The sequence below is a fragment of the Pseudomonas sp. P7779 genome, from assembly GCF_013386315.1.
Classification (GTDB): domain Bacteria; phylum Pseudomonadota; class Gammaproteobacteria; order Pseudomonadales; family Pseudomonadaceae; genus Aquipseudomonas.
This window is the reverse complement of the sequence record NZ_JACARZ010000028.1, coordinates 1-20,216: the sequence shown is the minus strand read 5'-3', so window position 1 is coordinate 20,216 and position 20,216 is coordinate 1. Positions and strand designations below refer to the sequence as shown.

Annotated in this window: 14 protein-coding genes; 9 read left to right on the top strand and 5 right to left on the bottom strand. The window is 62.6% G+C overall.

Going from position 1 to position 20,216, the window contains the following annotated elements; genetic code table 11:
* Positions 1-145: 145 nt before the first annotated feature.
* The 6 genes from HX869_RS10170 to HX869_RS10145 are packed head-to-tail and all read left to right on the top strand — an operon-like array spanning position 146 to position 5,830.
* The gene (locus HX869_RS10170; protein WP_102370198.1) at positions 146-769 is read left to right on the top strand and encodes a CDP-alcohol phosphatidyltransferase family protein; all 624 of its coding nucleotides are present in this window, start codon (positions 146-148) and stop codon (positions 767-769) included.
* Between the two features lie 10 nt (positions 770-779).
* Positions 780-2,534, top strand: a complete 1,755-nt coding sequence (locus HX869_RS10165; RefSeq protein WP_003213517.1) for a bifunctional alpha/beta hydrolase/class I SAM-dependent methyltransferase — start codon at positions 780-782, stop codon at positions 2,532-2,534.
* Between the two features lie 3 nt (positions 2,535-2,537).
* Positions 2,538-3,833 carry a phosphatase PAP2/dual specificity phosphatase family protein gene (locus tag HX869_RS10160; RefSeq protein WP_178903042.1) on the top strand — a complete coding sequence of 432 codons (1,296 nt, stop codon included), beginning with the start codon at positions 2,538-2,540 and terminating at the stop codon, positions 3,831-3,833.
* Positions 3,823-4,266, top strand: coding sequence for a hypothetical protein (locus HX869_RS10155; protein ID WP_003213520.1), 444 nt, complete (start codon positions 3,823-3,825; stop codon positions 4,264-4,266). Before HX869_RS10160 ends, HX869_RS10155 begins: the two co-directional genes overlap by 11 nt.
* Positions 4,267-4,275: 9 nt before the next feature.
* Positions 4,276-4,896: a 1-acyl-sn-glycerol-3-phosphate acyltransferase gene (locus HX869_RS10150; protein WP_003213522.1), complete on the top strand. Its 621-nt coding sequence runs from the start codon at positions 4,276-4,278 to the stop codon at positions 4,894-4,896.
* Between the two features lies 1 nt (position 4,897).
* Positions 4,898-5,830 (top strand): phosphatidate cytidylyltransferase, encoded by a 933-nt coding sequence (locus HX869_RS10145; RefSeq protein WP_003213523.1) that lies wholly within the window; start codon positions 4,898-4,900, stop codon positions 5,828-5,830.
* A gap of 254 nt (positions 5,831-6,084) precedes the next feature.
* Here HX869_RS10145 and HX869_RS10140 read toward each other — a convergent pair whose 3' ends face one another.
* The gene (locus tag HX869_RS10140) at positions 6,085-6,558 is read right to left on the bottom strand and encodes an Lrp/AsnC family transcriptional regulator (protein WP_032899927.1); all 474 of its coding nucleotides are present in this window, start codon (positions 6,556-6,558) and stop codon (positions 6,085-6,087) included.
* Positions 6,559-6,703: 145 nt separating this feature from the next.
* On the opposite strand from HX869_RS10140, the gene HX869_RS10135 reads away from it, so the two are divergent.
* From HX869_RS10135 to pbpC, 3 genes are all read left to right on the top strand, one after another.
* Positions 6,704-7,333 (top strand): LysE family translocator, encoded by a 630-nt coding sequence (locus HX869_RS10135; protein ID WP_177009026.1) that lies wholly within the window; start codon positions 6,704-6,706, stop codon positions 7,331-7,333.
* Between the two features lie 79 nt (positions 7,334-7,412).
* Entirely contained in the window at positions 7,413-13,256 is a 5,844-nt protein-coding gene (locus HX869_RS10130) for an alpha-2-macroglobulin (protein ID WP_178903041.1), read from the top strand.
* Positions 13,237-15,534, top strand: a complete 2,298-nt coding sequence (gene pbpC, locus HX869_RS10125; RefSeq protein WP_178903040.1) for a penicillin-binding protein 1C — start codon at positions 13,237-13,239, stop codon at positions 15,532-15,534. The genes HX869_RS10130 and pbpC overlap by 20 nt, the downstream gene beginning before the upstream one ends.
* On the opposite strand, the gene HX869_RS10120 is transcribed toward pbpC, so the two are convergent.
* The 4 genes from HX869_RS10120 to HX869_RS10105 all read right to left on the bottom strand — a co-directional run bounded on the left by HX869_RS10120 (position 15,535) and on the right by HX869_RS10105 (position 20,051).
* Complete coding sequence (locus tag HX869_RS10120) at positions 15,535-16,701, bottom strand: hypothetical protein (protein WP_178903039.1); 1,167 nt, start codon at positions 16,699-16,701, stop codon at positions 15,535-15,537.
* On the bottom strand, positions 16,698-17,279 hold the full coding sequence (locus tag HX869_RS10115) for a LemA family protein (RefSeq protein ID WP_003213535.1): 582 nt from the start codon (positions 17,277-17,279) through the stop codon (positions 16,698-16,700). Before HX869_RS10115 ends, HX869_RS10120 begins: the two co-directional genes overlap by 4 nt.
* A gap of 161 nt (positions 17,280-17,440) precedes the next feature.
* Positions 17,441-19,273 carry a glutamine--fructose-6-phosphate transaminase (isomerizing) gene (gene glmS / locus HX869_RS10110; protein WP_003213537.1) on the bottom strand — a complete coding sequence of 611 codons (1,833 nt, stop codon included), beginning with the start codon at positions 19,271-19,273 and terminating at the stop codon, positions 17,441-17,443.
* A 10-nt stretch (positions 19,274-19,283) separates the two neighbouring features.
* The gene (locus HX869_RS10105; RefSeq protein ID WP_003213539.1) at positions 19,284-20,051 is read right to left on the bottom strand and encodes a DeoR/GlpR family DNA-binding transcription regulator; all 768 of its coding nucleotides are present in this window, start codon (positions 20,049-20,051) and stop codon (positions 19,284-19,286) included.
* Positions 20,052-20,216 lie beyond the last annotated feature (165 nt).

Here is a 20,216-nt window from a genome sequence, read left to right as displayed (position 1 = left end):
CCCGAAGCGTGAAATTTTTGTTTGGTTTCACACAGATAGTGACGAAAGCCCCAGAAACACGAGCCATCACTGGTTTCAGCGGTGATAAATCGGCACACTCCCCAGAGTTTTTCGCGGGCTTACGGACAAGGAAGCGTCACTCCCCATGATTTCGATCTATCAGCTTAAACCGCGTTTTCAGAACCTGCTGCGCCCGCTGGTGCAGCGCCTCTACGACAACGGCACCACCGCCAACCAGATCACCGTGCTGGCCGGGGTGGTTTCCCTGCTGGTGGGATTGCTGATTGCCGGCTTCGCACAACATGTGTGGCTGTTTGCGCTGATCCCGCTGTGGATGATCCTGCGCATGGCCCTCAATGCCATCGACGGCATGCTCGCCCGGGAATTCGGCCAGCAGTCGCGACTCGGCGCCTACCTCAATGAACTGTGTGACGTGATCGCCGACAGCGCACTGATCCTGCCGTTTGCGCTGATCCCCGAGGTCAGCCTGGCGCCGGTGTTGCTGGTGACGCTGCTGGCGGTGTTCAGCGAATACGCCGGCGTGCTCGGGCCGATGGTCGGGGCCTCGCGGCGCTACGACGGCCCGATGGGCAAGAGCGATCGGGCGTTTGTGCTCGGGGTGCTGGCCACCGGCGTGGCGCTGGGTTGGCTGGGTGCCGGTTGGGTCGATGCGGTGATGTGGCTGGTCGCCGCCTTGCTGGCCTACACCCTGGTCAACCGCGTGCGCCAAGGCTTGAAAGAAGAAACGAACACCTCCCCTTCTGCATAAGGATTTTGCGATGCGTGAACAGCAAGAGCACACCTTCAGCACCCATGACGGGGTGGAGCTTTTCTACCGTCATTGGCCCGCCACCGCACCCGCGGGCTTTGCGCCGCGCAAGGCGATCTTGCTGTTCCATCGCGGCCACGAGCATTCCGGTCGTATCGCCCACCTGGTGGACGAGCTGAACCTGCCGGAGTTCGACTTCTTCGCCTGGGACGCCCGTGGCCACGGCCAATCCCCCGGCGCGCGCGGCGACAGCCCGAGCTTCGCCACCAGTGCGCGGGACGTGCAGACTTTCGTTGACCATATCCGCAGCGCCTACAACATCGAGGAAGAACACCTCGCAGTGATCGCCCAAAGCGTCGGCGCGGTGATCGCGGCCACCTGGGTGCACGACTACGCGCCGAAGATTCGCTCGCTGGTACTCGCCTCCCCCGCATTCAAGGTCAAACTCTACGTGCCCTTCGCCCGGCCGGGCCTGGCGTTGATGCGCAAGTTTCGCGGCAACTTTTTCGTCAACAGCTACGTCAAGGCCAAGTTCCTGAGCCATGACCCGGAGCGCGTGGCGTCCTACGACAGTGATCCGCTGATCACCAAAGCCATCTCGGTGAATGTGCTGTTGGGCCTGTACGAAGCGGCTGACCGGGTTGTAGCCGATGCCCAGGCAATTCAGGTACCGACCCAACTGCTGATCTCCGGCTCGGACTTTGTGGTGCACCGCAAACCCCAGCAGCAGTTTTTCGACCGCCTCGGCAGCTTGAAGAAAGAGCTGCACATCCTCCCCGGCTTCTTCCACGACACCCTCGGTGAACGTGATCGTGCCGTGGCCTTGAGCAGCGCCCGGCGCTTTATCCTGCAGAACTTCGAACACCCGCTGGACCGCGCCTCCTTGCTGGATGCCGACAGGATTGGCCTGACCTGCGCCGAATCCGAGTCCCTCGCCGCGCCGTTGCCACGCAACTCCCTGCGCGACCTGTACTGGCGCATGACCCGCGCCAGCATGGGCCTGGGCAGCAAACTGTCGGATGGCGTGAAGCTCGGTTTCGACACCGGCTTCGACTCCGGCAGCACCCTGGACTACGTGTACCGCAACAAACCCACCGGCAAAGGCGGGCTGGGGCGGATGATCGACACCAATTACCTGAACTCCATCGGCTGGCGCGGTATTCGTCAGCGCAAGTTGAACGTGGAAGAGCTGCTGCGCCTGGCGATGGCCAAACTGCGGGACGAGCAGCGGGAAGTGCGCATCGTCGACATCGCCGCCGGGCATGGTCGGTACATTCTGGAAGCCTTGCAGGGCGTTTCGCCGTTGCCGGAATCGATCCTGCTGCGGGACTACAGCGATATCAACGTGCGCGACGGTGGCGCGCTGATTCGTGAAAAAGGGCTGGGGGATATCGCCCAGTTCGTCAAAGGCGATGCGTTTGACCGGGCGGACCTTGCGGCGCTGGAACCCAAGCCGACGCTGGCGGTGGTGTCCGGGCTATATGAACTGTTCGCGGATAACGCGATGGTCGGTGGCTCGCTCGCGGGCTTGGCCGAAGCCGTGGAGCCCGGTGGTTATCTGGTGTACACCGGCCAACCGTGGCATCCGCAACTGGAACTGATCGCCCGCGCCCTCACCAGCCACCGCCAGGGCCAGGCCTGGGTAATGCGCCGGCGCAGCCAGGCGGAAATGGATCAACTGGTGGCAGCCGCCGGTTTCCGCAAGATCACCCAGCGTGTGGATGAGTGGGGGATTTTCAGCGTGTCCCTGGCACAGCGAGCCTGACCCATGCGTGAACCGGGCCTGTTGAAACCGGCGGTGCTGTGGCTGCTGCTGTTGGCGCCGCTGTTTTTCAGCACCTACGGCTTTGCCACGTGGGTCACCAGCCAGCGCAGCGACGTGGGCACGATGGTGTTCGGCTGGGAAACCCATATCCCGTTCTGGGCCTGGACCATCGTGCCCTACTGGTCGATCGACCTGCTCTACGGTTTCTCCCTGCTACTCCCAAGCACCCGCCATGAACTGAAACAACATGCCTTGCGCCTGCTGACGGCCCAAGTGATTGCCGTCACCTGCTTCCTGATCTGGCCCTTGCGTTTCACCTTCGAAAGACCGGAGCTGGACGGCGTGTTTGGCTGGCTGTTTGCGGTACTCGCCGGGTTCGACAAGCCGTTCAACCAGGCGCCGTCATTGCACATCGCGCTGCTGGTGGTGCTGTGGATAATGTATCAGCGGCATAGCCAGGGCCTGTGGCGCTGGCTGGTGCATGGCTGGTTCGCGTTGATCGGCCTTTCGGTGCTGACCACTTATCAACATCACTTTATTGACTTACCCACAGGCGCCCTCGCCGGCTGGATGTGCGTGTGGCTGTGGCCGCTGGAACATCCGAGCCCGCTGCTGAATGCCCAGCTGACCAGGGACCGCCAGCGTTGGCGCCTGGGGCTGCGCTATGGCTTCGGATCGCTGGTGTGTTTGATCCTGGCGTTTTCCCTTGGCGGCTGGTTGTGGCTGCTTTGGCCGGCGGTATCCCTTGGCTTGATGAAGGCGAATTACCTGGTACTGGGCGTTGCAGGATTTCAGAAACGCGCCGACGGACGACTCACTCCGGCGGCGCGCTGGTTGTTGGCGCCTTATCTGGTGGCCGCCTGGATCAATTCCCGCCTGTGGACACGTAGACATCCACAGCCCGATCAGGTTGTGGATAACGTTTGGCTGGGGCGAATTCCCACCAGCGGTGAGCTGGGATCATTCAAGGCGGTGGTCGATCTGTGCGCCGAATTGCCGATTAATCCACAGGGTCGCGCCTACTACAGCCTGCCAGTGCTCGACCTGACGGCGCCCACTGCAGCGCAATGCGTGGAAGCCGCCCAAGCGATAGAGCGGCTACGCTCAGCCGGACCCTTGCTGGTGTGCTGCGCCCTCGGTTACTCACGCAGCGCCACCGCCGTGGCTGCATGGATGCTACATACCGGGCGCGCAGGCAATGTCGACGAGGCGGTGGCTATTATTCGTACAGCACGCCCACGTGTGGTCCTGCATTCCGCGCACCGTGAAGCCCTGGAGGGTTTAGCCCATGCCCGCTGATATGGAATTACAGGTCGTCGCCAGCCTGCTGCGGCGGGGCCGTTCCCTGGATCAGTTATCCACAGGCCTGACCTTGCTCGGCGTACTGTTCGGCCTCGCTCAACTGCTGATGGCCAGCATCACGCCAGTCTGCCTGATCCTCAGCCTGTGGATGATTGTGCTCGGGCTGCTGGAAAAATATTGGGCGCTGCGGGTGGCCTTCGACGCCGACCTGTTCGCCCTGCTCGCCCGCGACACCGACCGCACGCCCGACTTCGACCAGGCCATGCAAACCCTTGGCCTGCAATCCGCCAAACGCGCAGGCCGCCCCTGGACCGAGCGCCGTCGCGGCGCCCTGAAACTGTTGCGCAAGCAAGCCTACCTGCTGGCGGCGCAAGTGCTGCTGACCGTGGCCGTCATCCTGGCCAGCCCCTGGCTGCCCTTCGCCGGATAAGGAATCCTCATGTTCGAACCCGTGGTCGCCACCCTGATTACCTCCATGGCCCGCACCGTCACCGGCGCCCGCAGCCTGTGGCTTGGCTGCGCGCCGGTGCCGGTGCAACGCATCTACTACGCCAACCACAGCAGCCACGGCGATTTCGTGCTGCTGTGGGCCTCGTTGCCGCAGAACCTGCGTAAATTCACCCGCCCGGTGGCCGGCAGCGACTACTGGAACACCAGCGCCCTGCGCCGCTACATCATCAACCGGGTGTTCAACGGCGTGCTGATCGACCGCGAGCGCAAGGACCCTGTGGATAACCCTCTGGCGCCGATGCTTCAGGCCCTGGAAAACGGCGACTCGCTGATCATCTTTCCCGAGGGCACGCGCAACCTGGAAGACGGCCTGTTGCCGTTCAAAAGCGGGCTGTATCACCTGGCCAAGAGTTATCCACAAGCCGAATTGATCCCGGTGTGGATCGCCAACCTCAACCGGGTCATGCCCAAGGGCCGTGTGCTGCCGCTGCCCTTGCTGTGCACCACCAGCTTCGGCGCACCGCTGCAACTGGAGGACGGCGAAGACAAGGCGCTGTTCCTCGCCCGCACCCGCGACGCCTTGCTCGCCCTTGCCCCGGAGCATTCCTGAGATGGATAGCCAAACCCTGATGTTATTCGGCGGGATCGGCGCGATCCTGGTGCTCGCCTCGCTGATCGGCCTGATCCTCAAACTGCGCACCCGTGGCACACCCAACGCGGTGATCGACAACCTCAACGCCCGCATCAATGCGTGGTGGGTGATGGTGGTGGTGATCGGCATTGCGTTCTGGCTCGGCACCGGCGCGGTGATCCTGCTGTTTTACGCCGTGTCGTTCTATGCGCTGCGGGAATTCCTCACACTCACGCCGACCCGGCGAAGCGATTACCCGGCGCTGGTGGCGGCCTTCTACCTGGCGCTGCCACTGCAATACCTGCTGATCTACTTCGACTGGTACGGGCTGTTCTCGATCTTCATCCCGGTGTACGTGTTCCTGCTGTTGCCGATCCTCGCGTCATTGGGCGGCGACAGCACGCACTTCCTGGAACGGGCATCGAAAGTGCAATGGGGGCTGATGATCGCGGTGTTCTGTGTGTCCTTCGTGCCGGCGCTGCTGACCCTGGATATCGTCGGCTACGAAGGCCGCAACCTGCTGCTGATTGCCTACCTGGTGATCGTGGTGCAACTGTCGGACGTGTTGCAGTACGTGTGCGGGAAGCTGTTCGGCAAACACAAGATCGCGCCCAACCTGTCGCCATCGAAAACCGTGGAAGGGTTTGTCGGCGGGATTCTGCTGTCATCCCTGATCGGCGCGGCGCTGTGGTGGACCACGCCGTTCAATCCCTGGCAGTCGTTCCTGATTGCACTGTTGATCAACCTGCTGGGATTTGCGGGCGGGATCGTGATGTCAGCGATCAAGCGCGACCGCGGCGTGAAAGATTGGGGGCACATGATCGAAGGGCACGGCGGGATGCTGGATCGGCTGGATTCAGTGTGTTTTGCCGCGCCGATCTTCTTTCATCTCGTGCGCTACTGGTGGACCTGACGACCACCTCCCTCCCCAAATCCACACAACCCCAGTGGCGAGGGAGCTTGCTCCCGCTGGAGTGCGCAGCGCTCCCAAGATTTTGGGGCCGCTACGCAGCCCAGCGGGAGCAAGCTCCTTCGCCACAACAAGCGTCCTTATCTGATCGTTCCCACGCTCTGCGTGGGAATGCATCCGGTGACGCTCCGCGTCACGACTTTAAAGCGGACGCGGAGCGTCCAGGGCGGCATTCCCACGCGGAGCGTGGGAACGATCTAGCCGGGAAGGTGACTCAGCGGCAATGCCCCGGGCGTCTTCACCGTCTGAATCGCGAAGTTGCTGCGGATATCACTCACCCCCGGCAACTTCAACAAGCTCCCGGTCAGGAACCGTTCATACCCGCGCAAGTCCGGCACCACCACTTGCAGCAGGAAATCCGACTCCCCCGACACCAGAAACGCCGAAATCACCTGGGGCAGCGCCGTCACCGCCAACCGAAACGCCTCCGCCTGTTCGTCGTTATGCCGCTCCACTTTCACCCCGACAAACACCGTCAGCCCCAACCCGACTTCATCCCGGTCCAGGCTTGCCTGATAACCACGAATCACCCCGGCCTCTTCCAGCAGCCGCACACGCCGCAAGCAGGGCGAGGCCGACAGGCCAATCTCGTCCGCCAATTGCACGTTGCTCAGCCGGCCATCCCGTTGCAGGGCTTCAAGAATCTTGCGGTCAAATGCGTCCAGCTTCAGATTTGGCATAAGTGAAATGTTTCGCCCGAAAAAAGTGGCAGATTGTGCCAAGACTAGACGCTTTTCCATCTGACTACGCAAGCACCTGCCCCGGCCTTCGCCCCTAAAATTGCCCTACGAATCACCTACCGCAAGGGGCAGGCACATGGCAGAACTCTGGTTGTTTTTAGTCGCGTTGGCAGTGGTGTACCTGCTGCCCGGCCCGGACATGATCCTGCTGCTGCAAACCGGCGCCCGCCAGGGCAAGGCGATGGCACTGGCAACCGCAGGCGGCTTGGGCCTGGCGCGAGCCTGCCACGTGGCGCTGGCGGGGATGGGCCTGGCGACCCTGTTCAAGGTCGCACCCTGGACCTTCGATGTGGTGCGCCTGGGCGGTGCGGCTTATCTGCTGTGGATCGGCGTGCAGTGCCTGCGCTCAAACCTGCTGCCCAACCTGAACGCCGAGCACAGCACGGCGCCGGCGCATGCCTGGCGCGAAGCCTTCCAGCGGGGGTTGCTGACAAACCTGCTCAACCCCAAGGCGCTGCTGTTCTGCTCCGTGCTGCTGCCGCAATTCATTGATCCACATGGCGCATCGGTGACTGCACAGTTCGCGCTGCTGGGGGCGATTCTGGTGGCGGTTGGCCTGGGCTTCGACAGTTGCTATGGATTGGCCGGCGCAAGAATCGGCCGCTGGCTGGAGCGCAGCCCGTCCGCCCAGCGCCTTCAGCAATGGCTGTTTGGCAGTCTTTTGATCGGTTTTGCGATACGCCTCACCTTCGTACAGCAAGCCTGAGCTTTGCGGCGCATTTGCCGTCATCTTTTGTATCAAAGAGACGTGTAAGATACGCGACACATTGCCAGGGATGCTCACCATGTTTGATTCGTTAAAAGCGACCAGCCGCCGTTTTTTCGGGGCCTTGATCTCAGTGGTGAGTGTTCTGTTCAGCGCCGTTCGATGGTTGGCGCGCAGCCTGTTCGGCCAGTGGCAGCCGCCGCGCTGGCTGCAAGCCACAGGCAACGGCCTGGTCAACGTCGGCCACAAGGCCCGGGCTTATCCGCGCCAGGCTGCGGGCGGCGCGCTGGCCCTGGTACTCGTGCTGGCCGCGGGCTTTTACGGCTGGCACTGGTATTCCCACCTGCCACAGCCCCACACCGTGGGTTATTCGCTGCACAAGCCCAACCTGACGGATTACACCCAGCCGCAACCGGTTGTGGATAACTTGCAGGTACGCTTCGCCGAATCCGTGGCCCCGCTGGCGGCCATCGGCAAGCCGGTCACCGAAGGCATCACCCTCAAGCCTGCCATCGCCGGCGCCTGGCGCTGGGCGGATGACCGCAGCCTGGTGTTCACCCCGGAAAAAGACTGGCCCGTCGACGCCCACTACACCATCGACCTGGCCAAGAAGAACCTGTTGGCCGACGGCGTACTGCTCAGCCAATACACCAGCCAATTCTCCACCCAGCCGTTCCGCGCCACCTTGACGCAAAACGAGCTGTACCAGGACCCGAGCAACCCGACGCAGAAACAGCTGGTAGCGACCTTCCACTTTTCCCACCCGGTAGACGAAGACAGCGTACGCAAACGTGCCTCGGTCACTCTCGGCAAAGGCTTGGCCTACCGCGATGCGCAACTGCCCAATCGCCCGGAAATCACCTTCGACGAACACAAGCTCAACGCCTTTGTGCGCTCTGCCGCCCTGGCCACCCCACTGGAAAGCACCCCGGTCAGCGCCAAGCTCGATGAAGGCCTCAAGGCCCGTGATGGCGGCAATCCCAGCTCGGCGCCGCTGGTGGCCGAAGTCACCGTGCCCGGCCGCTATCGCCTGACCTTTACCGGCGCCGAAGTCAGCTTTGTCGACAACGAGCGCGGCGAACCCGAGCCGGTGTTGATGTTCAGCAGTTCCAGCGCCGTGGCCGACGAGACCATCGCCAACAAGGTGCAGGCCTGGATGCTGCCGGAAAAAGCCGAGGACGATACCCGCCCCTGGAACCTGCAAGACATCGACGACAAACTGCTGGCCAGCAGCACCAAGGTCAAGCTGACCCACGTGCCGAGCGTCGAACCGCTGAATACCCTGCACGCCTTCAAGTTCAAGGCCCCGCCGGGCCGCGCCCTGTATGTGCGGGTGCCGGCCAACCTGGAAGCCATCGGCGGCTACCTGGCGAAAAATCCGACAGCCTCTCTCGTGAGCATGCCGGCTTATCCACGCACGCTGCAGTTCCTGTCCGACGGCGCCCTGCTCAGCCTCACCGGCGAAAAACGCCTGGGCTTCATGGCCCGTGGCGTACCCGGCGCCCATGTGGAAATCGCGCGCCTGCTGCCCAACCAGTTGCAACACCTGGTGGACCAGAGCAGCGGCAGCTTTGCCCGACCGAATTTTGCCAATGACTACTTCGACCGGATGGTGGAGCGTCAGAGCCTGGACATTCCGCTGTCGGCTGGCGACCCGTCGAAAACCGTCTACGACAATGTCGACCTGAGCAGCTACCTGACGGCCAACGGCGGCCGCCGGGGGATTTTTGTGCTCAAGCTGAGCCCGCAGGACGACCCGGCTGATCGCACCTTCGACTACTCGCGCAACACCACCAGCGACCTGCGTTTCATCGTGGTCACCGACTTGGGCATCATCGCCAAGCGCTCCAGCGATGGCAGCCACGATGTGTACGTGCAGTCCATCGGCAACGGCTCGCCGGTGTCCGACGCCCAGGTCGATATCATCGGCCGCAACGGTTTGCCGGTCGCCAGCGGCCATACCGACGCCGAAGGTCACGCGCACTTCGCCAAGCTGGATGAATTGCGCCGTGAGAAAACGCCGTTGATGTATGTGGTCAGTCGCGGCAATGACCAATCCTTCCTGCCGATTGCCCGTCAGTCGCAACAGCTGGATTTGTCACGCTTTGATGTAGGCGGCCTGGAAGAGGACGGTGCGATCAATCGCCTCAGCGCCTACCTGTTTACCGATCGCGGCCTGTACCGGCCCGGCGAGACCGCGCACCTGGGCATGATCGTGCGCAGCGGCGACTGGAAAGGCGCCCTGCAAGGCCTGCCGGTTGAGTTGCAGATCACCGACCCCCGTGGCCTTGAGGTGATTCGCCAGCCGTTGAAACTGTCGGCCAGCGGTTTTGAAACCTTCGATTTCCCAAGCAGCGAAGTAGCGCCATCCGGCGATTACACCGCGACCCTGCAACTGATCGGTGAGAAGCAGCGTCGTACCGACCTGGGCAGCGTCAGCTTCAAGGTCCGCGACTTTGAACCGGACCGGATGAAAGTCAGCCTGAGCCTGCACGATACACCGGTGCTGGGCTGGATCCCGCCGGACCAGGTGGTGGCCAAGGTCACCGCGATGCACTTGTTCGGCGCTCCGGCGGCGGGTCGTCGCGTCACGGCGAAAATGTCCCTGAGCCCCACGCTCGCGGCCTTTGATCGCTACCCGGATTACCGCTTCCGCCTGAATGACTCGCTGGAAGAAGCCAGCTCCGAAGACCTGGCCGAAACCACCGTCGACGACAATGGCCAGGCGGTGCTGGACCTGAACCTGCAACGCTTCGCCAACAGCACCTACCGCCTGCAAGTGATGACCCAGGTGTACGAAGCCGAAGGCGGTCGCAACGTCGCCGCACAAAGCGCATTGCTGGTGTCGGCGGCGCCGTACCTGGTGGGTGTGAAGAGCAAGGATTCGCTGTCTTTCGTCGCCAAGGACGCTCCGCGTGAAGTGCAATGGCTGGCCGTGGCGCCAGACCTCACGCCAGTCGCAGTCGACGGCCTGACCAGTGAAGTGGTCGAGCACCGCTACGTCTCGGTGCTGGTGAAGCAATCCAACGGCACCTACAAATACGAGTCGCGCATCAAGAACATCAGCCAGCCGGCCTCGCCGCTGGTGATGACCAAGGACGGCGCCAAGCAAACCCTGAACACCGGCACCCCGGGCGATTTCACCCTGCAACTCAAGGACGCCAACGGCAACCTGCTGAACCAGATCGACTACAGCGTCGCCGGCCGGGGCAACACCTCGCGCTCCTTGGAGCGCAACGCCGAACTGCAACTGCGCCTGGATAAACGCAGCTACGCCACCGGTGATGAGATCGCCATCAGCATTCGCGCGCCGTACACCGGCGCCGGGTTGATCACCATCGAGCGGGACAAGGTCTACACCCAGCAGTGGTTCAAGGCCGACAGCACCAACAGCGTGCAACACATCCGCGTTCCTGCGGGGCTTGAGGGCAATGCCTACGTCAACGTGCAGTTCGTACGGGACATTGGTTCGTCCGAGGTCTACATGAGCCCGCTGTCCTACGGCGTAGTGCCGTTCAGTATCAACCTCGACGCGCGGCGCATGGCGCTGAAAGTCGAAGGCCCGGCGAAGATCGAGCCGGGGCAGACCCTGGATATCAAGGTCAACGCCGACCGCCCTGGCCGCGCAGTGGTCTACGCGGTGGACGAAGGCATCCTGCAAGTGGCGCGCTACCAGACGCCGGACCCGTTGGGCTTCTTCTTCCAGAAGCGTGCACTGGAGGTCGGCACCAGTCAGATCCTTGACCTGATCCTGCCGGAATTCAGCCGCCTGCTCAGTGGGGCAGCGCCGGGTGGCGATACGGAAGGCGCCCTGGCCAACCACCTCAACCCGTTCAAGCGTAAACATCAGCCGCCTGTGGCCTGGTGGTCTGGCCTGGTGGACTTGCCGGCCGGTGAAACCGTGCTGCATTACCAGGTTCCGGACAGCTTCAATGGCAAGCTGCACCTGTTTGCGGTGGCCGTGGACAGCGACAGCGTGGGCGTCAGCGAGGCCAACACCGAAGTGCGCGGGCCGCTGGTGATCACGCCGAACGTGCCGGCCTTTGTCGCACCGGGGGATGTGTTCAGCGTCAGCGCCGGGGTGTTCAGCAACCTGGACGCGGCGGCGGACGTGAAGTTTGAATTGCAGACCAGCGATGGCCTGCAGGTGCAAGGCGACAAGGCCAGCACCCTGGCCCTGCAACCGCGCAAGGAGGGTGTTGCCGAGTTCAAGATCAAGGTTGGGGAAACCCTAGGCTCGGCCGACTTGCGCTTCGTCGCGGTGCTGCCGGATGGCAAGCGTATCCAGGTGGCGGAAACCACTTCGATCCGACCCTTGAGCGAGCATCGGGTGGCCCTGAGCCTGGGCCGTTTCGACAGCGCCAGCAAAGAGCTGAAACCGACCCGCGAGCTGTTCAGCCAGTTGCGCGATGTGCAGTTGGGCGTCGCCGCTTCGCCGCTGGTATGGGCCAACGGCCTCAAGCATTACCTGGATGACTATGGCTACGCCTGCACCGAGCAATTGGTGTCCAAGGCCATGCCGGCGTTGATCTGGGGTGGTAACGCGCCGGAGGCCGAGCAGGCTTTCAGCGGTGCGGTGCGCATGCTGCGTCAACGGCAGAACCAGGCCGGCGGTTTCGGCTTGTGGGCGGCCAACCCGGATGTGGCGCCGTATGCCAGCCTGTACGCCACCGACTTCCTGATCGAAGCCAGGGAGCGCGGGCTGCCGGTGCCGGAAGACCTGCTGCAACGTTCCAACGCGTACCTCACCGACCTGGCCAACGGCCCGAGCGAAGGCCTGTCGGAATTGCGCAACCGCGCCTACGCCAGTTACCTCCTGAGCCGTCAGGGGATTCTGGTGAGCGGCGCCTTGAGCGATATCCGCGAGCGCTACGAAAGCTACTTCAAGGACACCTGGCAGAACGACATTGGCGCGGCGTACCTGGCCGCCAGCTACAAGCTGCTCAAGCAGGATCGTCAGGCCGATACCTTGTTCCGCAAGGTGCCGTGGCTTTCCCTATCGGATAAATGGAACAGCGACGGCCTGTATTACGACCCGCTGGTACACGACGCCGAGCACCTGCATTTGCTCGCGCGGCACTTCCCGGAAATGCTCGACGATGTGCCGACAAGCCTGCTGGATAAACTCGGCAAGCGCCTCAACGAGCAACGCTACAACTCGCTGTCGGCGGCACTGTTGCTGCGGGCCCTGGACAATTACGGCCAGCGCGCCCAAAGCGACATGACCCTCAAGGCCACCGCATGGCTCAGCGACAAGCAGCAACAGTTGTTGCAGATGGCCGGCCAGCCGCCACGTGCGGTGGTGCCTGCCGGTACGCAAAAACTGCAGATGGAAAAATCCGACGGCCCGGCGGCGTTCTACATGCTGAGCGAAGCGGGCTATGACAAGGGCGCCAACCTCAAGCCGATCAACAGCGGCCTGGAAATCATCCACGAATACCTCGACCTCAAAGGCAATCCAGTCAGCAAGGTCGCGGTAGGCGATGAGTTCCTGGTGCGCCTGCGCTTGCGCGCCACCGACCGTGATCAGGTGCAGCAAGTGGCGGTGGTCGACTTGCTGCCGGGTGGTGTCGAGCCTGTGTATAACTTGCCGCCGGAGCCGGAAGCGGCCAGCACCGAGGAAAGCGAAGGCGACGATTCGGAGTACGTTGAAACCGGCGAAGACACCGAAGAAGCCGACGCCTGGCAGGCGCCGATTGGCGAGACCGACTTGAGCAACTGGCAACCGGACTACGTCGACGTGCGTGATGACCGAGTGGTGTTGTACGGCACCGCGCTGCGGGATGTAGGCACCTTCGTGTACCGCGTGCGCGCCACCAACGCCGGTACCTTCAATACGCCACCGGCCTACGCCGAGGGCATGTACGAAACCACCCTGCAAGGACGCGGCAAAGTAGGCCAGCTTGAAATTACCAAGCCTTAAAAGCCTGACGCCGCTGCTGGCAGCGGCGTTGATTCTGGCGGGGCTACGGTTGTGGCCCCACGCGCCGCTGGAACAGGCAGCCACCTCCTCACGGGTGGTGCTGGCCGATGACGGTTCGCTGCTGCGCATGACCCTGGCGGCTGACGGGCAATATCGCCTGTGGCTACCCCTGGAACGGATTTCTCCGTCACTGGTGGAGGCGTTGCTGCTCAAGGAAGACCGCAATTTCTACTGGCACCCCGGTGTCAATCCCCCGGCGTTATTGCGGGCGGCCATGGCCACCTATAGCGGCGGCCAGCGTCAGGGCGGTTCGACCCTGAGCATGCAACTGGCCAGGCGCTTGTGGGATCTCAATACTCGCCAAGTGCCCGGCAAGCTGCAGCAGATGGCCCTGGCACTGTGGCTGGAGGCGCGTTACAGCAAGCACGACATCCTTGAGGCCTACCTCAACCTGGCGCCCATGGGCGGCAATATCGAAGGTGCCGAAGCGGCCAGCCGGATCTATTTTGGCAAGTCAGCGGCGCAGTTGTCCTTGTCGGAAGCCCTCGCGCTGGCCGTGATTCCCCAGCAACCGGGTCGTCGGGCGCGCTTTGGGCCTTCCCTGCAAACCGCCCGGCAACGGCTGATGGCGGACTGGCGGGAAACGTATCCACAGGATCCGCGTAACGACAGTTTGCTGGACCTGCCGCTGGAAGCCCGCAACCGCCAGCAGATCCCGTTTCTCGCGCCGCACCTGAGCGAACAGTTGCTGGCCTCGCAAACCGGCAATGAGTTGAACAGCACCCTCAACCTGGCGCTGCAACAATTGCTGGAACGGCTGGTCACCGGCTTCATCGCCGAGCGCCGCAGCAGCGGTGTGGAAAACGCCACGGCGATCCTGATCGACAGCCGCGACCAGAGCGTAAAAGCCCTGGTGGGCTCGGCAGACTACTTATCCACAAGCATCCACGGCCAGGTCAACGGCGTGTTGTCGCGGCGCTCGCCGGGCTCCACCCTCAAGCCATTCCTGTATGGGCTGGCGCTGGACCAAGGGGTGATCCACCCCATGAGCATCCTCAAGGACATGCCGAGTAACTTCGGCTACTTCCAGCCGGAAAATTTCGACGGTAGTTTTGTCGGTCCGGTGACAGCCCGCGACGCGCTGATTCGCAGCCGCAATATTCCGGCGGTGTGGCTGGCCAGCCAAACCCGCTCTCCGTCACTCTACGGATTGCTGCAAAGGGCCGGGATCAAGGGCCTGCGCGGCGAAAGCCATTACGGCTTGGCGCTGGCCTTGGGCGGCGGCGAGATGACGCCCGAGGAGCTGGCGCGGCTGTATGTGATGCTGGCTGGTGACGGGCATTTGCGGCCGCTGCGCTATTTGCAGGAACAGCCGCAAACCACTGGCGCCCAGCTACTCACGCCGCAGGCCGCGTTTATGGTGCGCGACATGCTGCGGCGCAACCCGCGCCCGGACGGGCTGCCGGGGCGCCACTGGCGTACGGCCTGGAAGACCGGCACGTCCTGGGGTTTTCATGATGCATGGAGCGCCGGCCTCGTAGGCCCGTACGTGCTGGTGGTGTGGGTGGGCAACTTCGATGGGCGTCCGAATCCTGAGTTTATCGGTGCGAAAACTGCGGCACCGCTGTTCTTCCGTATCGCCGACGCCCTGCCGCTGGCCTTGCCCAATGTGGTGATCAAACCCGACAAGCCGCCCGCCGGGCTGATCCGCATCGACGTCTGCGCGGCCTCTGGTGACTTGCCCAACCGTTGGTGCCCACGTACCCGCAAGACCTGGTACATCCCCGGCGTGTCACCGATTCGGGTGTCCAACCTGCACCGCCCGGTGCTGATCGACACCCGCACCGGCAAGGCCGCGTGCCCGCCGTTCGACCCGCAGTACACCCGTGAAGAAGTCTTCGAGTTCTGGCCCAGCGATGTGCAGCGGCTGTTCCGCGCCGCAGGGCTGCCCCGGCGTACGCCGCCCAATGTGCAGAAAAGCTGCCAACCCAACCATGTCGGCGATCAAAGCGAAGCGCCACAGATTCGCTCGCCGCTGACCCAGGTCAGCTACCACCTGCGCCTGTCCCAGCCCCAGGAAAGCATCCCGCTGAACGCCAATGCGGCCAGTGATGCACTGACGCTGTATTGGTTCGCCGACCAGACCCTGATCGGCCAGGGCCCGCCGCAAACCACGCTGAACTGGCGGCCGGGTAAGTCGGGGGAGTACCGGTTGCGGGTCACTGACGATCAGGGCCGCAGCGCCAGCCGAGGCTTGAAGGTTGAGTTTGTACCCTGATCAGGCGTCTTCGTCGCCTAAACCGGCAGTGCCGGCATCTTTTGCGAAATGCTTGTACGCCACCCCTAGCTTGCGTTGCTCAAAGATCGAAAACACCAGGGTGCCCAGCAGAATCATCATCCACACCAGGAACACCTTCATGGTGTCCACCTGGGCCACCACCAGCAGCAAGGTCACTACGCCGCCAATCACCATGCCTAGGCCCATCCAGGCGCCCAGCACGCGGCCTACCGCCAGGCGCATGCCCGTGGGCAGCAAGAGCCGCAGCGCGAGCAACACCACAAACATCGTCAGCAAGAAGCCAAACGCGGCCATGAAAGGAATCACGAAGCCATTGTCACGGTACAACCAGGCCAGAAACCGATAGGCGGGATTCAGCTCTGCCATTTGCTGGTAGGTGGCGGGGCCCGGCAAATGCAGTTGGGCAAAATGTTCCGGCGTCATGGCCATGATGCCGACGCCGATCAAACCCACCACCACCGCGTAGAAACCACCGGCGCGCCACAGCGGCGCCAGCACACGGCGGTTTTCCACCTCCTTGGTCTCGGCCAGGCCGAACATCGCGTCAGGTTGCCGGCCCTGGGCAATCACCGTCTTGCCCGCACGCTCGCAGGCGTCGCCAATCAGCATCACCTGCATATCCTGGGTGAGGAGCAGTTCGCCCTGGCGGCGGGAGCTGCTGATCCATTCATGGTCGTCAGGGCGCTTCTTGCCGAACAGGTCGATACCCTCGGCAATCACTGTCACTTCACCGGTGGCGTCCTGCAGGCGGAAGTCATTGCAGCGAGCCTCGGCCGAGACCTGGCTCCAGCTCCAATCGCCATCCTTGTCTTTGGTGCCTTCTTCGATGACCCACACGTAACCCGCGCAAGGCTTGCCGTGGACCGGGGAGATCAGGGACGTGTCGACGATCACCTTGCCGTTCACTTCCACCAGCCCCATGGCCAATGAGCGTATCTGGCTGGTGGCCAGGCGCTGTTCGGTGCGATAGAAATTGGGGCCGAAGCTGGCCAGCAGTCCGATCAGGATGCACACAGGAAAAAACAGCGCCACCAGGATCGTCGGGGCGTAGACCATCAGGCCAATAAAGCCGGCGAGAAAGACCAGTGCCACCAGGGTTTTCCACGCTGGTTTTTTTGTGACAACCCCTGCCTGGGTGGTTTTCATGCCCCCGGCACCTCAAGCTTCACGCCGTCGTAGCGGGTTTCTTCGGCGCTGATGGCCAGCAGCGGAATGCGCTGATAGCCGAGCATCTTGGCGAAGAACAGATCAGGAAAAATCGCGATGGCGATGTTGTAGAGGTTGACCGACTCATTGAAGAACTCGCGACGGTCGGCGATGCGTTCCTCCACTGCCGAGATCGCCTGCTGCAACTCGACCATGTTGGGGCCGGAGATCAGCGTCGGATAATTCTCGGCCACTGCAATCACCGACTTGAGCGCCGTATTGAGCTGGTTGGAGGCATCGACTTTATCGGTGAGGCTGCTGGCGTTGAGGTACGCGGTGCGGGCGTCGCTGAGGCGGGTGAACAGCGCGTTCTCATGGTTCATGGCGGTTTGCACCACGCGCATCAGGTCGGGAATCTGGTCTGCCCGCTGTTTGAGCAGCACGTCGATGTTGGCGAAGGCTTTATCCACATCGTTGCGGCGCATCACCAGGCCGTTGTAGACCCCCACCAGCCAGCCGACCAGGCCGACGACAATAATCAGCACGACGATACCGGCGATCAGCAGTTCGATGTTCATGGCGGCGGCATTCCCTGGCTAGTTATCCACAGGGCGCATTCTAGGGGTAAAGCAGGGGAATACTCCCGGAATTAGTCCACAGAAACGGCAAGACCCGATGCTCGGTAGCCTGAAAAAACAAAACCCCCGAAGAACGGGGGTTTTGGTGGTTCGGGTGCGGCTTATTCCACCGTCACCGACTTCGCCAGGTTACGCGGCTGGTCAACGTCGGTGCCCTTCAGCACAGCCACGTAATACGACAGCAGCTGCAGCGGGATGGTGTAGAGGATCGGCGACAGGGTGTCGTGGATGTGCGGCATGTTGATGACGTGGGTGCCTTCGCCATTGGTCATGCCGGCCTTCTCGTCGGCGAACACGATCAGTTGGCCGCCACGGGCGCGCACTTCCTGCAGGTTGGACTTGAGCTTCTCCAGCAGTTCGTTGTTCGGCGCGACGGTAACGACTGGCATGTCGTCATCCACCAGGGCCAGCGGACCGTGCTTGAGCTCACCGGCCGGGTAGGCTTCGGCGTGGATATAGGAGATTTCCTTGAGTTTGAGCGAACCTTCCATTGCCACCGGGTATTGCGCACCACGGCCGAGGAACAGGGTGTGGTGTTTGTCGGCGAACAGCTCAGCGACTTTCTCCACAGTGCTGTCCATGGCCAGGGCTTCACCCAGGCGGGCCGGCAGGCGGCGCAGTTCTTCGACCAGGTGTGCCTCGACGCCTTCGCCCAGCGTGCCGCGAACCTGGCCCAGGGACAGGGTCAGCAACAACAGGCCGACCAACTGGGTGGTGAAGGCCTTGGTGGATGCCACGCCGATTTCACGACCGGCCTGGGTCAGCAGGGTCAGGTCGGACTCGCGCACCAGGGAGCTGATGCCGACGTTGCAGATCGCCAGGCTGCCGAGGAAGCCCAGTTCCTTGGCGTTGCGCAGGGCGGCCAGGGTGTCGGCGGTTTCGCCGGACTGGGAGATGGTCACGAACAGAGTGTCGGGCTGCACCACCACCTTGCGGTAGCGGAATTCGCTGGCGACTTCGACCTGGCACGGGATGCCGGCCAGTTCTTCCAGCCAGTAACGGGCGACCATACCGGCGTGGTAGCTGGTGCCGCAGGCGACGATTTGCACGTTGCGCACTTTGGCGAACAGCTCAGCAGCTTGCGGGCCGAAGGCTTGCACCAATACCTGGTTCTGGCTCAGGCGACCTTCCAGGGTGCGTTGCACCACGGCCGGTTGCTCGTGGATTTCCTTGAGCATGAAGTGGCGGAACTCGCCCTTGTCGGCGGCCTCGGCGCCGTCGCGGTACTGCACGGCCTCACGTTCCACGGACTGGCCGTCAACGTCCCAGATCTGCACGCTTTCACGGCGGATTTCGGCGATGTCGCCTTCTTCCAGGTACATGAAGCGGTCAGTCACCTGACGCAGGGCCAGTTGGTCGGAGGCGAGGAAGTTCTCGCCCAGGCCCAGGCCGATCACCAATGGGCTGCCGCTGCGGGCGGCGACCAGGCGGTCAGGCTGGCTGGCGCTGATCACGGCCAGGCCATAGGCGCCATGCAGTTCCTTGACGGTGGCCTTGAGAGCGTTGGTCAGGTCGCCGATGTCCTTGAGCTTGTGGTTCAGCAGGTGGGCGATGACTTCGGTGTCGGTGTCCGAGGTGAAGACATAACCCTGGCCTTTGAGTTGTTCACGCAGCACTTCGTGGTTTTCGATGATGCCGTTGTGCACAACCGCCAGGTCACCGGAGAAGTGCGGGTGAGCATTGCGTTCGCACGGCGCGCCGTGGGTGGCCCAACGGGTGTGGGCGATACCCAGGCGGCCTACCAGCGGCTCACCGGCCAGTGCTTGTTCGAGTTCGCTGACCTTGCCCGGGCGACGCATGCGCTCAAGCTTGCCGGCGTTGGTAAAGAGCGCCACACCGGCGCTATCGTAGCCACGGTATTCCAGGCGTTTGAGGCCTTCGAGCAAAATGGCAGTGACGTTTCGTTCAGCGACTGCGCCAACAATTCCACACATGGTTTCTCTCCTAAATGACTGCCGCGCAAATCAGCGTGATGCCGCGGGCTTGAATCTGGTCGCGGGCCTCAAGTGGCAGGCGATCATCGGTAATAAGGGTATGGACGCTGCTCCAGGGCAGTTCCAGGTTGGGGATCTTGCGGCCAATCTTGTCGGACTCGACCATCACCACCACTTCGCGGGCGACTTCGGCCATGACGCGGCTCAGCCCCAGTAATTCGTTGAAGGTGGTGGTGCCGCGCTCCAGGTCGATGCCATCGGCACCAATAAAGAGCTGGTCGAAATCGTAGGAACGCAGTACCTGTTCGGCGACCTGACCCTGGAACGAGTCCGAATGCGGGTCCCAGGTGCCGCCGGTCATCAACAATACCGGCTCGTGTTCCAGGTCGCTCAAGGCGCTGGCAACGTGCAGGGAGTTGGTCATCACCACCAGGCCGGGCTGGTGGCCCAATTCGGGGATCATGGCCGCGGTGGTGCTGCCGCTGTCGATGATGATGCGCGCGTGTTCCCGCAAACGCCGGACGGCCGCACGGGCGATGGCGCGCTTGTAGGCCGAAATGGGCTGTGCCGGATCACCGACCAGTTCCTGAGGCATGGTGATGGCGCCACCGTAGCGACGCAGCAACAGACCGTTACTTTCGAGGGCCGCTAGGTCCTTGCGGATGGTGACTTCCGAGGTTTCGAAACGCTTGGCCAATTCGTCCACGCTGACTTCACCTTGCTCGGTGAGCATGGCAAGGATGTTGTGGCGACGTTGGGGTGTATTTCGTTTCGACATGGTGATGATAAGTTTCGTTTCGAAAGATAACGAAGGCAATCAAAACCTATTCATTCAAAATGGTCAAGCATGCGACTGAGTTTTTTGAATCAACACAGATAAAAATGTGGGAGCGGGCTTGCTCGCGAAGGCGGTGTGTCAGTCGGCGCATGTATCAACCGAAAG

Bases quoted from the DNA above. Each gene is read 5' to 3' on its own strand.
- HX869_RS10170 (WP_102370198.1), top strand. From the start codon at position 146: ATGATTTCGATCTATCAGCTTAAACCGCGTTTTCAGAACCTGCTGCGC.
- HX869_RS10165 (WP_003213517.1), top strand. From the start codon at position 780: ATGCGTGAACAGCAAGAGCACACCTTCAGCACCCATGACGGGGTGGAG.
- HX869_RS10160 (WP_178903042.1), top strand. From the start codon at position 2,538: ATGCGTGAACCGGGCCTGTTGAAACCGGCGGTGCTGTGGCTGCTGCTG.
- HX869_RS10155 (WP_003213520.1), top strand. From the start codon at position 3,823: ATGCCCGCTGATATGGAATTACAGGTCGTCGCCAGCCTGCTGCGGCGG.
- HX869_RS10150 (WP_003213522.1), top strand. From the start codon at position 4,276: ATGTTCGAACCCGTGGTCGCCACCCTGATTACCTCCATGGCCCGCACC.
- HX869_RS10145 (WP_003213523.1), top strand. From the start codon at position 4,898: ATGGATAGCCAAACCCTGATGTTATTCGGCGGGATCGGCGCGATCCTG.
- HX869_RS10135 (WP_177009026.1), top strand. From the start codon at position 6,704: ATGGCAGAACTCTGGTTGTTTTTAGTCGCGTTGGCAGTGGTGTACCTG.
- HX869_RS10130 (WP_178903041.1), top strand. From the start codon at position 7,413: ATGTTTGATTCGTTAAAAGCGACCAGCCGCCGTTTTTTCGGGGCCTTG.
- HX869_RS10120 (WP_178903039.1), bottom strand. From the start codon at position 16,701: ATGAAAACCACCCAGGCAGGGGTTGTCACAAAAAAACCAGCGTGGAAA.
- HX869_RS10115 (WP_003213535.1), bottom strand. From the start codon at position 17,279: ATGAACATCGAACTGCTGATCGCCGGTATCGTCGTGCTGATTATTGTC.
- glmS (WP_003213537.1), bottom strand. From the start codon at position 19,273: ATGTGTGGAATTGTTGGCGCAGTCGCTGAACGAAACGTCACTGCCATT.
- HX869_RS10105 (WP_003213539.1), bottom strand. From the start codon at position 20,051: ATGTCGAAACGAAATACACCCCAACGTCGCCACAACATCCTTGCCATG.